This is a genomic window from Paenibacillus mesophilus, from assembly GCF_005938385.1.
Lineage (GTDB): Bacteria > Bacillota > Bacilli > Paenibacillales > NBRC-103111 > Paenibacillus_AB > Paenibacillus_AB mesophilus.
The window spans coordinates 70,907-86,555 of sequence record NZ_VCRA01000005.1; the positions used below are offsets into that span (position 1 = coordinate 70,907).

A 15,649-nucleotide genomic window follows, 5' to 3' on the forward strand; every position below is an offset into this window, starting at 1 on the left:
ATAGACTATTTCACGCCGACTACGGCAGCCTACTGTTCACTCATTCAACTATCCGATTGGACGGAACCGGCTGATCGGTCAGCGTAGGACCGTTCACATAGATCGAGCCGTCCTCTCTAAAGCCCATCCTGTCGATACAAACTTGGCGATTGCCGCCCCCGATCGCAGCATCGGTATGAGTATGGTAAACGATAAATAGCTCCGAGCCGTCCGGTGAATCGATGACGCAGTGATGCCCCGGTCCCGAAATATCGTCCCTATTGGAAGCCAGCACCGGGTTGTGCTCATATTTTCGATAAGGCCCGAGCGGATGGTCCGAAATCGCATAGCCGACTGAATAATGCTTGCTCGCATAGAAATTGGCCGAATACATCAAATAGTAAATTCCGTTTCGTTTAAGCGCAAAGGCGCCTTCGTTCCAATATACCTTTAGGCCGGATTTCAATTCCCATTCCTGCTCCGGCTTCAGCAGCAGAGCGGGTTCTCCGATGACACTTATCATATCGTCAGCAAGACGAACGCCATAGATATGGCTTTCGCGCTGTTCGCCAATGTAATTTTCCGAGCAATCGCGCGAGTAATACAAGTATTTGCCGCCGTCCTCATCGATAAGGACGTTTGCATCGATCGCGGCATAGCCGAAGTCGAACATGGGCCGGTCGTAGACGTCGATGAAAGGACCGAACGGCTTGTCGGCCACGGCAACGCCGATGCGAAGACTGTCCTTCTCCGTCCATCTCGCGGTATAGTACATATAAAAGCGGCCGTTATTCTCGACGACCTCCGGTGCCCAAAACTGCTTGTAGCCCCAACTTTTTTCGTTTTTCTCGTACACGAAGCCTAACTCCCGCCAGTTCACCAAATCGTCCGAAGTCCAAGCTTTATATCCATGATCGCCCGCCGAAGTGGGATAGCAGTAATATTTTCCGTCTGAAGCCTTCAACACGAACGGATCACCGATTCGTTGAATAGCAAGCGGGTTACGATAAACTTCCGTTACCGTTTTGTCCATAACCTTCATCCCCTCTGGAATTTATGAAAGGAACGATCGGGGGCAAGAATAGATGAAACGTTCGCCTCGCGCCATGACGTGGCACTTCTGCTCGGGGTATCGTTCGTAAAGCTCTTGCACGAAATTCCCCGGTTTCTCGCTGTTTCCGTCAAATAGATCATAGTGGAGCGGAATTACCGTATCCATACGCGTCATCTTGCCCAGCTCCGCCGCTTCGCGAACATTCATATTCCCGACGATCCCGCGGGACGTCCTGAAATAATCCCGGCCGTTAATCGGGAGCATCCCAAGATCGATCGCTTCCTCGGCAAGCAGCTCCGGAAGACCGGGGTAGATGACGGTATCGCCCGCGTGATACACTTTGACGCCGTTCATCTCCAGCAAGTAGCCCACATAACGATGCGACCGATCGCTTCCCGTCGTCTCGACCTCTTCGTGAGCCGCCGGGATCGGCTTGATACGGATCCGTTCCCCGCCTCTACCTTTAAACTCCATCCACTCGCCGGTAAGCGCATCGATAATCCGTTCCGGCTTAATCCCGCAGGTCGACTCCAGCTCAGCTCTGCAGCATTTAGGCGCCATGAACATCGCCTCCGGACATTGCTCGGCAATCACCTTCAGCGTCCATGGATCCAAGTGGTCTTCATGCTCGTGGGTGATCAAGCATAAATCGGCGACAGTGATATTCACTGGCTTAAGCAATGCGGGATAGGCTCGCTTCACTCCACGCACTTCGAGGTAATCGGAGTAGAACGGGTCGACGTGGATGACAGTCTCGTTTCCTTTGACCACAACACTTTCTTGTCCGAAAAACCACACGGCCACACAACCGAACGGCGGCCGCGTCCCCCTGATTTCCTCCATGAGCCGCTCCGGCGTCCGAACCCGATCCTTCTGAGGCGACTGCATCCTGGATCACTCCATCAGCGATATATTTTTGTCTTGCATTAATATTTTACAGAGCCGCTGAATATTTTCTTGATCTGTTCCAAAGGCGCCTTCGGTACCCGATCGTAGGTCAGCAAGCCGTTAATTTCTTGCTCGACATCCGTCAACTGGGTATAACAAATGCCTTGGACATGTGGGGATTGCAGGAAAGGCTCCACAACATCCGCCAGCTTCTTGAGGAAATCTTCTTCATTCTCGGCACCGGAATAGCCCCAGCCTTCCCACTCGCTTTTCTTAAAGGCGATACCGCCAAACTCGGTCACCAGAATCGGCTGTCCTTCGTAGACCGTGCCCCCGACGAGAACCTCGCGCCGGTGCGGCTTGGGGCCCAAGGTTTTCTCCAGTGTGGAATAACGTTCCTCCAGATCACCCCGTCTCCACTCATAATCGTGAATGGTGACGAGATCGGTGCTCATATTCTCCCACCCGTCGTTGGAGACGACGAGGCGAGTATCATCCAGAGATTTCGTCATATGGTACATCGCCAAGGCGTGCTGCTGCTGCCGCTTGTCAACGAGAATATTCGGCACGCCCCAGCTTTCATTGAGCGGTACCCAAACAACGATGCTGGGATGATTGTAATCCCGTTCTATGGCTTCATTCCATTCCTGCGTTACCTTGCGAACGTAGTCTTCCGAATAGCTGTAAGCGTTGGCCATTTCCCCCCAGACGAGATACCCCAGCTTATCGGCCCAATACAGAAAGCGGGGATCCTCGATTTTCTGATGCTTGCGAGCTCCGTTAAAGCCCATGGATTTCGCCAGCTCGATATCTTGCTTCAACGCCTCGTCGCTCGGGGCCGTCAGTATGCCGTCAGGGAAGTAGCCTTGATCGAGAATCAAGCGCATGAAATAAACCCGGTTATTGAGCATCACTTTGCCCGCTTCGACGGAAATTTTGCGCATGCCGAAATAGCTTTCCAACGTATCCGCTACCTGTCCGTCGACGAGCAGAGTTATTGTCGTATCGTAGAGGCTCGGCTTGTTCGGTGTCCACCAGCGGCCCAGTCCGTGATCGTTGAAATCGTGAAGCCCGATCGTTATCGATTCCTCCGCCTGTCGAATGCTGAAGGTTGTACTGGCGAAATATTCGTCCTTGAAGCGAATATCGATCCGGACCTCTGCCTTGCAGCCTGCAGGCGCTCGGTTCAGGAAGGTGCGAATTTGAATCTCATTCCTGTCGATATCCGGCTTGAATTTCAGCTTCCGAATGTGCAGCCTGTTGACCGGTTCGATCCATACCGTCTGCCAAATGCCAGTAGTCCGCGTGTAGAAAATCGAGGCTGAATCTTCCTTCCAATATTGCTTCCCGCGTGGAAGCGTCACATCGCGGCTGAAATCTTCGGCGCGAACGACCAGCACGTTGTCCCCTTGCTTGAGAGCTGATGTAATGTCCGCTTGGAACGGTGTGTGCCCGCCTTCGTGGAACGCGACCTGCCGCCCGTTCACCCATACGGTTGCCGCATAGTCTACCGCCCCGAAGTGCAGCACAATGTTTTGGTCCGACCAATTCTCCGGGATGGTGATGCTACGTTTGTACCATACCAGATCGTGAAAACCCGTCTCGCCAATCCCGCTTAATTTGCTTTGGTACGCGAACGGGACTTGAATTTGTCTGGTAAAGGATTTGGCGCCAAGCCCCCACTGTTGCTCATCCCCGATTCGCTCATCGTCGAATTCAAACTCCCATGTTCCGTTTAAATTGAGCCAATGCTCCCTTACAAGCTGCGGACGCGGGTATTCAGGCCGCAATATTTCTTGAGGCATGTCGGCACTCCCTTTAATTTAGTTAAACTAGAATGTTAATATTATTAATCATTTATTAATATAATAAGTTGCCATTCTTCTCCTGTCAACTATTATGTTCATTAGTTAACATATATGTTACTCAAAAAAATATGAACGTCCTGGAATGTTTTTTTTCGGAAACACGGGTTCGCATTATACAATTACTCAACGGGAGACCATACAATATTAGAGCTTGCAGAAGCGCTTGCTTCTCGTCGGCGATCATCACGAAGCACATTCAGAAGCTGGAGGAAGCCGGGATTGTCTTTACGTAGAATACTATCTCCTTCGACGTCCGCGAAGGCGGACGCTACCGCTTCACAATGGGCAACGCCGAGACCGGCGAGGAGTATCCCACCGGAGGTGTGTTCCTCGATGTCGTACCTTTCGAACGGCTCGTCTCCACCTGGGGTTACCCCGATGATCCCATCGAGAATTCCCCTGTCGTGAGCCTAACCCTCACCGCACAGGGCGACCGCACCGAGATGATCTTCCACCTGCGTGGATTGGGCGGTCCCCCGGCGATAAGTACTTTTACGACGGCTGGTCCAATGCGCCGGACGATCTGACGACGCACTGCGCGACCAGTAAAAGTAGACGTCAGCAAGATCAGAGAAGAAGTCTTCACGGCCTGCGTAATAGTGCTGTCAATTTTAAAAAAAACCTCCGCGATGGAGGGTTTTTACATTTTTTATGTCCATACGTTTGCACCTCGTGACAGCGACGCTTGTACTACCCCAATTCCGTGCGCGGACCGCCGAATTGCGAGAAGTGTCGACGCTTATACATGTTTTGTCGGGGTTGTGTAACAGCCCTGCCAAGAAGGAAAATCCGCTCCAAACCCCCACGTTGACGAAGCATTGATCGGACGGAAGCCGGGTGACGACCCGATTAATGATCGCTCCGATTGCATAGGACGACATTTTCGGCATATGCCAAATGCTCCGTGATCCGTCGTGAGGAGGGATCAGCTTTGTGTCCAAGCCCCTTCACCTAGTTGTCTCCAGCCGCCCTGTATGTACATGAATTTAAGGTACATAAATTGGTGCAAGGAACTGCTTCCAAGATTGGATGCCGTGAGGGCCGTCAATTTATATACGGAGTCGAAAGTGACGGCCATCCCTGTTCCTCCCGTATTTCGTAAAACCATCTCTAAGCCCATGCCTTCTGCCGCGATGGAGGGAGGGTGAATGCTAGTGCCGGCGGGATCTGAAAGTGCAAAGTAAAATGGTGCGGCGCCGGCTTTATTGTTATTAGGCGTATAGGCTGAAGAGGTTTCGAGGACGATTGCCTCATTGTTAAACAGCTTCATACCTGTTGTAGAAAGTACTTTTACGTCTCGGTTTACTCGATACCGCGTTAAGAATCCGCTGTCAAACGGAGCTCCTGTCCCTTTGATGATAGGGTTAATGATACTGCACGCCGCAATGCCGCCGTATCCGGTTATCACGTTGAAAGCAGGATCGGCACCGTTATCCAGCATGGTGTTCTCGAATCTGACACCATCAATAGCGGCGGATCGCAGAGCAGTAAGAACGTTCTCGTTGACGCGCTTGGCGCGATCGTTTTGGCTGACAAAGCCGATGGTGTACCCTGGATATTGAGCCGCACCCGCAACCGTAAGAAAATCCATCACATTATTGGCGCTGACACACTGATCCGGCTCATCTATTCGCAGTCCGGCGCCGCCGGAGCATAGATTTTGAAGGAATTTTATTCCTTTAACAGGCTTTCTGTTTGCAACGGAACTAGCAATAGAATTAAATCTGGCCCCCATGCCCCCATATAATTTACAGCCGAGAATAGTCCAATTGGAAACCTCGGAAAATGCTCCTCCGTCATCCTGCGGTTGATCGTAGCGAATAACGAGTGTAGTAGATGAAGGATCAATAGGATCGCCAAATTCGCTATCTGTTATCACCCCATTGCTGCTGTTCAAAAAGTAAACTTCATGGGTGAGTCCGGAAGCCAAATATCCATTTCGATGACTTTTGATTCTTTTTATGGCTACGTTATTACATATGCCGCTAATGCCTGTAAGCACATTTCCTGTCACCTCTGAGTCAAAAACGGTCAACGCGCTGCATCTATATGCTTGTATCCCGCTCGCCCCTCCTGTTGCGTAGATATCATAGATCCTTACATCGCTACAACCGTCAAAACGTATACAAGCGGCTGAAGATGAAAAACCGGCCTTGGTTCTGTCGACAGAACCATAATACCGCGCTCCCTTGATTACAATAACGCCGGTAATATTCTGGCCATGGAAAAAGTTGTCTGTATTATTCAGTGACGCTCTCCTGAAGCTTGTCCCCATCGCGATATGCTTCCCGGGCTTGTTAAGGATAATGTTCCCATCCAGCCTGACATCACCGGGACTGTAAAGAATCGTGGCATCGGGTTCGGCAAAGTTTACGGCGTGCTGGATAGAAGATGTGTCATCTGTTGATCCGTCCCATGACGCGCCAAACCACTCCGGTTTAATGATATTTTTCGTTCGCTCTCTAACCCAGCACCCGCTTGAACCTGTCGGATCAGCATTAGATGGAGCATAAATCCCCATCTGCGGATCATTTGCCACTTCGCCGCTCTTATTTTGAGCTGTCCAACGAAATAAGCCCGCACGGCCCGTAGCGAGGATGACCGTGGTATTTCCGTCGCTCATTCCTGTGAGTGCGCGCAACTGTTCAATGGTTTCGACCAGGTAAGGGCTGTGAGGCGAGGCAAACGGGATTTTTCGATCCATTCCATTGCGAATATCCGCACCACCATCGTTCCTACCGATCGGTAATTCGTTATTTTGGCTGCCATAAACGCGCATCAATCCACTCGTCGCAACGGTGGCGCTGATCAGTCCGAAGGAAGCGATCAGCTTTCTGCGGCTTAGCTTCTTGCCAATGCCGCTCCTTTCGCTCGCTTTGTTTTGTGAATCCATGTTCATCTCTCCTCGCTTTTTTATGATTCCGCTTTCATTTTTAAAGAACCGTCGGTATTTTCAATCAAATCTTATCCTGCTTAATCAGAATGATGCGGACCGAAACTTGAATGTCCGTTGTTCCATGCTTCCCCTTCGTCGACTAGCAGGTACAGCATACCTTTGTCGCTTCCCGAGATAAGATGCGGAAATGCTTGCCGTCCTCCAGACCGTCCCCGAGCAGAATCACGTCGCCTTCGAGCTGCAATTCATTTGATCCGGCTAGCTTTGAAACCGGTTCCATTCATCCGATCGGGCTGAACATCTTTCATGCGTCAAGCCGGACGAGAACGATCCTGTAGCCGCGGTACACTTCGTTTTACAAGCCGGGACGATTACGCCATGCCGAGCAGAGTCAAGGACGATTTGCGTCCCACATCATCGATCATTTTTTCATGGGTACCAGCACAATCTGACGCCGGAAATGCTCGCCGCGCAATTGAATTTGAGCACGAAGCAAGTTCAGTACTTCCAAGCAAAAGCTGCTCGATACGCGACTCGAAGTGGCGAAGGAATGTTGCGGTTAACCGATTTGCCTGTCGCAGATCGACGAGGAAGCCGGCTGCGCCTCGACCCACCGTTTCCATTCTCTTTTCAAGAAAAAGCCGGGGATGACCCCGAACGAATACAGAAGCAGGCAGCAAACCGGGATTTGTCATCCCGAGTCTTGATCAAATGATTGGCTTCACCTCCCTTTGCCCCCAAGTGTAGTGGAAATAAACGTAAGCAACAATCAACGAAGCGGACATCTTTCACTTGGAAATGTCCCGTTTGGGCCGGGCCGAAGTCTTTACAAAACGTCCCAATAGATTTAAGACACATAATCACGCAATCCTAAACCGGATTGCGTGATTAAACCTGTTACTGGTATGAACGCCGCCGCTAGGGACCGGCGAGATATCATATTCGATGTTAGTCTCGTTCCAGCCTTGTTCTCCGATAAATAAAGCGGTTTATGCTCTACTATCATTCTGGACATGTTCTGGTCAAACAGTAGTTTTCCCCGCACCGCTAGCTCCGGTGACTATAAACAAAGGTAACTTTTGCGGTTTATTCAGCCCACCACCGATAAAAAAACGTTCAATTCCGCTTTTTGAGCGGATTCGAACGTTTTTTCACTTAAAATCCGGACTCCCTCATTCCTACGGCTTACAGGCCAACATCGCAGTAAAATTCGCGCTATGTCGTACTGACTTTAGTGCAAGTCTACCATCGTATTGCCGGTGGGAACCGTCAGCGCGGCGCTCACCTTCACCGGGTTCTGCACCGTATCGTCGGAAAAGCAATCGGCGAAGTAATAATCGGTTCCCGTTCTGACGATCCAGACGAACGTATTCGTGGCAGTAACATTGTCGTTCCGGTTATAAAAGACGCATCCTTTGAAAAGGGTCTTTGGTTTCAGCGTACCTTCCTCCTGGATGCGAACGACATAGTCCGAAACGTCTATGTCTTTCTGGAACTGGCAGTTGACAAACTCGGTCAGTATGTTCCGGTTCTCCGCCGCCCGATTAATCCAAATAAACTGATTCCCGGTTAATGCAACCGGGACTTTGAATCTCCATAGGGTCAGCTCCTTATGCGGTGATCATGTACAACCGATATTGAGTACGTCTCTGTTACGAAAAATATTTATCAATCTCTTTTCTACACTACAAAATCTCCCAATTGGCCAGCATAATCGATTCGGCCTCGTCCCAAAGCCGTGGTAGAAACAGCAGCACGTCCTCGGCACGTTGCACAAGGGTGTCGGACGAGGTGATGCCGAGGTCGATGACGAATTCCTCAAACGCCGGAGCAAGCTCAACTTGTAGTTTTGGGGCATCTGCGGAGAGCATTTTGTGGCACCGGGCGAAGGTAGCACCGATCCAGAACACCGCTTCGCGGTGATATCCATTGTGGATAAGGCTACGACTACCGTCAATCGCAATCGGTCGTGAAGCGGCGGTAATGTCACTGCTGAAGAAGAATGGGGTCTTGGCGTGCGCCGCGGCGACGTCGAAGGTACGGGCAAGCGCGCTCAGATGATGGCTGGTTCGCTGCGGGGTCCAATGCTCGCAGCCTAACAGCCTCAACAATTCCGGATAGATATCGGTTCGCCCGAACTCCTGTAGCACGTTGTACGTAGCCAGGTAGCGAAGCCGCACGGTAGGGTTGCGAAGAGCTGCGACGAGAAGGACGTGTGTGGTGACTCCGGTCATGAACAACCATGCCATAATCTGGTCATGCCATAGTGCCGTCATATCGATGTTCCGTAAACCATGCTCTATCTTCTGCCTAACGTTTTCGCAGCGGCGCCGCACCCATTCCCTCTCGGCAAAATGGCGCGACACCTTCTGCTGCACGCCGTGCAGCTGTCCGGTAGGGTCTGCAATGATGGTATCCACGCGGAAGCTGCCGGCTAGGTGATACGATGTCAGAACCTCCTCGGCAGAAGAGATCTGGTTCCACGATAAGAAGGTTATTTCGATCAGCGCATCGCGGTAAATGAACTTCCCCAGTTTCAAAGGTGGTTCTGCTTCAGAGGTAACAACGACAACATCAATGTCTGAGCCCACTGACATCATCATGTCATCCGGCTGACCAACCGTCGAGCCGCTGAAATACGCCCCTACGAACCATGCTTCCCGACTAGCACACTGCATTACCCACTCTGTTGCTGCCGCTCGAGCCGTCCCTATTTTCATGGACTATACCTCCGATCCTATATTCAGGCAAGAGCTTACCATAAGTTTAATAAGTTCCTTTTCAACTATCCTGTCCGTGGATCCTTTAACTATTTGAACAACAGCACCGCAGCCGCGGCCATTATCGATACTCCATGCCGGAGGGCGTCCAAATCGAATGACATGTCGGGATGATGCAGGCCCGGACGTAATGATGCGCCCAGCCCGATCATCGTCGCCGACAGCTGCGGCCTCTCCAGCGGATAGAAATGAAAATCTTCCCCGCCGGACGTTACGATCGGCGGACTCCACCCTTCTTCCCCGAGCATTTCCCGAATCGCCTCACTCACGATCCGCTCCATCATCGGGTTCGGCGCAGCAGCAGCCGTCCGGGTCGCGACGTCCAGCGTGACCTCGGCGCCGTTCGCCGTTCCGGCCGATAGAACGCCGCGCCGGACCCGGCGGATCAGATCGTCCATGCCGTCATTCGTCTGCGAACGCAAATCGATGCCGAATACCGCATAGTCGGGGATGATATTGATCGTGCCGCCAGCCGACGCCTGCGTTACATTGGCCGTATGGGGGACACCCGGGTTCGTCTTAACGGCGTTAACCGCTTGAACGATAGCCGACAGCGAGTCGATGACGTTGACTCCGAGATGCGGTCTTGCCGCATGAGCCTGCACGCCTCTAATCTCCCCGCGCAGTTGAGCGGCCGCCCCGTGGTAGATCGCGGCCGAAGCTTTGCCGAGCGGAAGCTCTTGGATCGGTCGAAGATGAATGCCGAGCATGCCGTTCACATCTTCGATCACCCCGTTTCGAATAAACGACAGAGCGCCTTCCCCCGTCTCTTCGGCCGGCTGAAACAGCAGCTTCAATCGTCCCCGGGGGCGGAAGCCGCACTGCCGCAAACATTGTACGGCGTGCAGCACGATCGTCATATGGGCATCGTGGCCGCAAGAATGAATGATTTGCCGGCCGTCGTCATTCATCTCGTGCGACAAAGCGTCCATATCCGCTCGGAGGGCGATCGTAGGCCCCGCTTCCCCTTCGTCCCATTCGGCGACAATGCCGGTCTGGTCGGGAAAGGTCCGGTACGGGATGCCCATACGCTCCAATTCCGCGCAAAGGTACGTTTGCGTATTGTATTCGTGCCAGCTCGCTTCCGCCCTCCTGTGAAGATCGCCGTATGTCGATTCCAACTGCGTGCGGTTGCGAGCCGTCCACTCTTTGATTTTATTCAACATGAGCAGCATGCCCCCATCGATCCAAATCAGGCAAATCAAAATAGCGCAGCATGCCAGGTAAGATGATGCCCTCGCAGTCCAATGTATCGTAGTAGCGTGAACGGACCCACTCCGCAATGCTGCCGATGCCGTCGGTTATGTCAAGCCGCTTCAGCCGGCTATCCAGTATACTCGCCAGTTGTCCGTACAAGCTGAACTTCCCGGTTGCGTACAGCCGAATGTCTTTACCGGTTCCCTCGCCCAGCAGTTCCACGATATCGAGCGAGCGGATCACGTCGTAAGTGCGCACGGCCGCCAAGCTGTCATCCAGCCAGAACAGATCGATCGTAAATTTGTGGATCGTCCCGTAAAAATCGTGCAAGCCCCCGTGCGTTGTAATGCTATTCGGCAACACCGCCCCGTCGCCGGATACGTCCAGCACGAAAACCGCCCTCCCCGAGCCGCAAGTTTCGCGTATCCATGCCAAGTGCGGTTCCAGCTCTTTGGTGCCGCGAGCCCATAGCCCGATCGTAACGGGTGAATCCGCGTTGGCACAGGAGCTGCTGCGGAACATGAATCCGTGATTAAACAGCGACGTCTGGCTCCACCATAAAACGCTTTCAACGGTCAAGTCTTCCCCCAACCGGCCAAGCGATACCCGGCGCGGTCCTAGCTCACACGGCTTGCGATCCCCGTACACCCGGTCGCGCAGCCAAGCGATCGCCCGATCTTTTCTGACCTCATCAGGTACGGCTGCGGCGTCTCGCTCCAAACCGGAGAGACGGTCCCGGTTTTCCTCATGAACTCCGCGCACATCGTCACGATCGCCGCGCACTTGTCCGCTCTTCGTGCACCATAAAAGCTTCGGATCGATCGGCTGTATGCCGTCCCACGTACATGCAAGTTCTTTCCCCAATAAATGCTTGCTGAAAAAGGCGGCGGCCGCTATCGCCATCGGCACCGAATACGTGTGTACGGTCGGGTCCTCGAACAGCTCCAGCCGATTGTCCCCCTTGTACAACTCCCAAAACCGTTCCGTTCGTTGTACCGTTCTGCGTGTCCCTTCAATCGGGAAGAAATCGTATTCCGCCGCCAATACGAGCGTGGGACGCGGAGCCATCGCCATCAGGATATCTTCGTGGTCAAACCCAAGCTTTGTCATCCCCGTCCATATTTGCTCCGCATCCTGCGCTTGACCCGCATACAGGTACGACTCCCGGCTCATGATGAAGGCGGCCGGCGCGGCGGCGGCGATGCGGGGATCGCATATCATGGCCGCGCTCGTCTGCGTCCCGCCGCCGGAACAGCCGGTTACGCCGATTTTCGACGGGTCCACCTCCGGACGCGTGCATAAGTAATCGATCGCACGCATCGTATCATGAATAAAATAACGGGCAAGATTGTCGCCTAGCGGCAAACATTGCTTTCCGACGTATTCGTGCTCCCGGGTCGAGGCTGCAACAATTGCCTTCTCCGTATCTCGGTCGTAATAGCTTAACCGTTCCCCTTGGCCGATCGGGTCCATATTGAGCACGATCAACCCCGCACGAACGAGATGCAGCGATACGGTCTGATACAAATCGGAATGCTTCGCCATAGGGTTGTGCCCGCATAAATGCAATACCGCTCCGGTCGGCGATCCGACTCCGTCCGGTATGTACAGATTGGCCGTAACCCATTGATTCGGACGCGACTCGAACATCACTTTCTCGATCGTATAGCCGCCCCCCCGCAAAGTCCCCGTTATTTGCGGGTTAAGCGGCGTATCGCTGGGCGGAAGCCCACCCATCGATTGAATAAATGCGTCGCGCATAAAGCTTCGACGGCGCTCCAACTGTGCGACCGTAACGATCTCGTCCCGGGCCCGGTCCCCCGCCGCAAAAGCTGCCGCCGACCGGCCGTACACCATCTGCTTCAGTTGATCCTTCACGTCGTATATGCCTATCTTGTAGTTCTCTAAATCGGCGACCTTCATCTCGACTCTTCCCCATTCCCTATATAACGGTTACTTTTTCGGATTTTCGGCTTACCCCGCGTATTCGTCGCGAAATGGAAGCCTTTAGCCTGAAAGCCTTTAGCCTGAAAGCCTTTGTACGATACGCCGCTGTCGTCGCGGGTCTCATTCGACGCTTTGCCTCCGCTGCAGCCGGCTATTCATGTTAGGACTGATATGATTATTCGAACTGCTTTTTTTCCAGTACGTAATAATGAACGGGCTGTTCGGTACGCCATAGTCCGACTACGCAGTAACCTTGCGCGAACGACTGAGTCAGCTGCCTACGCAATTCGAATCGCCACGTTTTGGCGAGCTCCGGGGCAGACTGCTTCATGTCGCGGATCGAGTTCGGCACGGGAACGAGGTACGCGTCGGCCGTCGGATGGAACGTAGCGGGGCAAGGCCGCGGAAATGCGCCTTCAAGCTGCCACTCGAACAGAAAGTCATAAGCGGACCATATCGTCTCATCCGCCGTTATGCCATGCTTGATAGCGATTTCGCTACGAGGCGAGTACAGCTCCCATTCCACCAGAAACCGGTCGGACGGAAAGCTCCCGGCCATCGAATCGTTCAATTCCCCGTAATAATTCGTGAGGTACACTTTGACGATTCCGCCTAATTTGTTCAAATTCAAGTGTGCGTTTCTCGTTTCGAGCGGGTCGAACGTCCATGCGATTTTGTCGTAGCCGTAAGCGATCGCCCATAGTCGCTGCCGTTCCTTCAAGCTTTGGCCCAAGCCCTCATCCCGATAGTCGGGATGGATCGCCATCATGTGGGAAAACAAATACGTCTTGCCGGCGCTATGCCCCGGGAAGCCATAGCAGAAGCCGACTACCTTGCCTTCGTCGAATGCCGCGATTACGGCGCCTCCATGATGAATCGCCGCGATCATCTGCGGCATGGAGGTTACGGATTCCGCACCCCATACTTCTTTTTGCAGCAGCACGATTTCCTTCATGATCCGGACGTCCGTAACGACATCACAAACAATAGCCATACCGATGATTCCACCTCCAAAGGTTCGATTCGATTGTCAAGAAACCGATTTCCTGATCGTCAAGCGGTCCAGCGCCTTGTAGTTGACCTCATAGCCGATTCCGTGCCCGTCCGGTACCGCAAGCATACCCGGCCGAAAGAATTCCACAGCCGGCTCCACGATATCTTGCTCCCAATACCGGTTCGAAGCGGACGTATCTCCCGGCATCGTAAAGTTCGGAAGCGAAGACAACGCGATATTGTGGGCGCGTCCCACTCCCAGCTCGAACATCCCTCCGCACCATACTGGTATGCCATGACGCATGCAGATGTCATGAATGTTCCTGGCATTCGTCAATCCGCCTACTCGCCCGACCTTGATGTTCATAATCCGGCAGCTGCCGAGCTCGATCGCTTTCCTGGCATCTTCTACGGAATGGATGCTTTCATCGAGGCATATCGGCGTGCGCAACTGCTTCTGCAAAACGGCGTGATCGATAATATCGTCGTGTGCTAGCGGCTGTTCGATCATCATGAGCCCATAGTCGTCCAACTGCTTAAGCGTGTCGATATCGCGTAGCGTATATGCCGAATTGGCATCCGCCATCAGAGGCAGCCCGTCGCCGAACCTTTTGCGGATCGCTTCCACCAGACGGACATCGAATCCCGGCTTGATTTTCACTTTCATTCGTTTATATCCTTGCTCCACGAAACGTTCGACGTTCTTTAACACAAGGTCGACCGTCGGTTCGATGCCGATGCTGACCCCGACTTCAATTACTTGCTTCTTGCCCCCCAAAGCGTCGGCTAACGAAATACGATTCTGCTTGCAATAACAATCCCAAACGGCAGCCTCAATGGATGAAATGGCCATATAGTTGCGGCGTACCGGCGCAAGCAGGGCGGAAACATCCGCCGGCGTGTTTACCTCCTTTCCCGTCAGCTGCGGAATAAGGAAACTTTCCAGCACATGCCATACCGTCTCTGTCGTTTCCTCATTATAGTAAGGGGCCGGGAAGGCGACGCTTTCGCCATAACCTTTCACCCCATCGCTAAATACAGTGACAAACACGCAATCTTTCACGGAAAACCGTCCGAAACTCGTTTCAAAAGGCGCTTTCAAAGGCACGCGCAAATAACGCAGCTCGACGCTCTCAATCTTCATCCCCGTAATTCCTTCCCGTCTCTATTCGATAAACAATTCGGAAGCCGCATACAATTGTTCCAGCCGCTGCTGCCGGATCTGGAACCGATGCCGGTCCTTCAGCTGGATGCCGTATATGAGCAGATTCAGCAAACTGATCACGGAAGACATCGAGGCCATGCTTGTATCCACATTTACATCCGTCGTCAAAGCAATATCCGATATGCGCCCGACAGGCGACAGAAGCCGGTCGGTCACGGAAATAAGCGTAACGTTCTGCTGTTTGGCCCGATTGGCCAAGTTTACGATTTCCCGCGAATACCGGGGGACCGAGATTACGATCGCCACCGATTGCGGGGTAAGATTGAACAGCTTGGCATGATCGTCTCCGCCCGAAGGACATAGCAGCACATTGTCGCGGGTCGTGCCCAGCATGAAGGAAAACCAATAAGCGGCCGCATACGATGCCCGGTACCCGGCAACCAGAACATGATCCGCCTGAATTAACGCCTCGACCGCTTTCCATAGCTCCGACGCATTCAACTGCTGCAAAGATTGCTTCAGAATCGAGATATCGTTCTCGATTACTTTGGCGAACACGTTCGTATCATCCGGGGGAGCGCTATCCGTTGAAGGCGTGGCGTTAATGATCGCGCTGCTCCTCAGCATCCGCTCTCGCAAACGCTGCTGCATCTCGGAAAAATTGCCGAATCCGAGTGCATAAGACAGCCTGATCACGGTAGTTTCGCTGACCCCCGCCTCGCGGCTAATCTGTTTGGCGGTAAGCAATGCGCATTCGTCCGGGTGAAGCAGCAAATATTCCGCTACTTTTTTCTGGGCGGCGGACAAACCTTCGTACTCTCCTTTGACAAGCTGCTCGATCGTGGATTGATCGGCTTTCAATTGTTCATCCCCTTAATGAAT

Annotated in this window: 12 protein-coding genes; 2 read left to right on the top strand and 10 right to left on the bottom strand. The window is 52.9% G+C overall.

Translation table 11 applies throughout. The annotated features are described in order from the left end of the window. Positions 1–40 precede the first annotated feature (40 nt). Genes FE783_RS10275 through FE783_RS10285 form a run of 3 tightly spaced genes read right to left on the bottom strand, consistent with a single transcriptional unit; the run spans position 41 to position 3,726 of the window. Positions 41–1,012 (bottom strand): glycoside hydrolase family 43 protein, encoded by a 972-nt coding sequence (locus FE783_RS10275; protein WP_202916169.1) that lies wholly within the window; start codon positions 1,010–1,012, stop codon positions 41–43. Positions 1,013–1,033: 21 nt separating this feature from the next. Then, positions 1,034–1,921, bottom strand: coding sequence for an MBL fold metallo-hydrolase (locus FE783_RS10280; protein ID WP_138879265.1), 888 nt, complete (start codon positions 1,919–1,921; stop codon positions 1,034–1,036). Positions 1,922–1,959: 38 nt separating this feature from the next. Then, the gene (locus tag FE783_RS10285; protein ID WP_138879266.1) at positions 1,960–3,726 is read right to left on the bottom strand and encodes a glycoside hydrolase family 2 protein; all 1,767 of its coding nucleotides are present in this window, start codon (positions 3,724–3,726) and stop codon (positions 1,960–1,962) included. Positions 3,727–4,070: 344 nt separating this feature from the next. Here FE783_RS10285 and FE783_RS38945 point away from each other — a divergent pair, with 344 nt between their 5' ends. Further along, positions 4,071–4,316: an SRPBCC domain-containing protein gene (locus tag FE783_RS38945; RefSeq protein ID WP_138879267.1), complete on the top strand. Its 246-nt coding sequence runs from the start codon at positions 4,071–4,073 to the stop codon at positions 4,314–4,316. A gap of 398 nt (positions 4,317–4,714) precedes the next feature. Here the strand turns inward: FE783_RS38945 and FE783_RS10295 are convergent, their stop codons facing one another. Next, positions 4,715–6,682 (bottom strand): hypothetical protein, encoded by a 1,968-nt coding sequence (locus tag FE783_RS10295; RefSeq protein WP_138879268.1) that lies wholly within the window; start codon positions 6,680–6,682, stop codon positions 4,715–4,717. Between the two features lie 584 nt (positions 6,683–7,266). Here FE783_RS10295 and FE783_RS38950 point away from each other — a divergent pair. Next, a complete protein-coding gene (locus tag FE783_RS38950) occupies positions 7,267–7,392 on the top strand; it encodes an AraC family transcriptional regulator (protein WP_420799727.1) in 126 nt (41 codons plus the stop codon). A gap of 978 nt (positions 7,393–8,370) precedes the next feature. On the opposite strand, the gene FE783_RS10300 is transcribed toward FE783_RS38950, so the two are convergent. The 6 genes from FE783_RS10300 to FE783_RS10325 all read right to left on the bottom strand — a co-directional run bounded on the left by FE783_RS10300 (position 8,371) and on the right by FE783_RS10325 (position 15,628). Beyond that, positions 8,371–9,405 carry a hypothetical protein gene (locus FE783_RS10300; RefSeq protein ID WP_138879269.1) on the bottom strand — a complete coding sequence of 345 codons (1,035 nt, stop codon included), beginning with the start codon at positions 9,403–9,405 and terminating at the stop codon, positions 8,371–8,373. Positions 9,406–9,494: 89 nt separating this feature from the next. Beyond that, on the bottom strand, positions 9,495–10,631 hold the full coding sequence (locus FE783_RS10305) for a M20 peptidase aminoacylase family protein (RefSeq protein ID WP_138879270.1): 1,137 nt from the start codon (positions 10,629–10,631) through the stop codon (positions 9,495–9,497). After that, positions 10,621–12,585: an alpha/beta hydrolase gene (locus FE783_RS10310; RefSeq protein ID WP_138879271.1), complete on the bottom strand. Its 1,965-nt coding sequence runs from the start codon at positions 12,583–12,585 to the stop codon at positions 10,621–10,623. Before FE783_RS10310 ends, FE783_RS10305 begins: the two co-directional genes overlap by 11 nt. A gap of 199 nt (positions 12,586–12,784) precedes the next feature. Beyond that, a complete protein-coding gene (locus FE783_RS10315) occupies positions 12,785–13,603 on the bottom strand; it encodes a GNAT family N-acetyltransferase (protein ID WP_138879272.1) in 819 nt (272 codons plus the stop codon). Between the two features lie 36 nt (positions 13,604–13,639). After that, positions 13,640–14,746 carry an o-succinylbenzoate synthase gene (gene menC, locus FE783_RS10320; protein WP_138879273.1) on the bottom strand — a complete coding sequence of 369 codons (1,107 nt, stop codon included), beginning with the start codon at positions 14,744–14,746 and terminating at the stop codon, positions 13,640–13,642. 21 nt (positions 14,747–14,767) lie between these two features. Continuing rightward, positions 14,768–15,628: a MurR/RpiR family transcriptional regulator gene (locus FE783_RS10325; protein ID WP_138879274.1), complete on the bottom strand. Its 861-nt coding sequence runs from the start codon at positions 15,626–15,628 to the stop codon at positions 14,768–14,770. Positions 15,629–15,649: the final 21 nt, after the last annotated feature.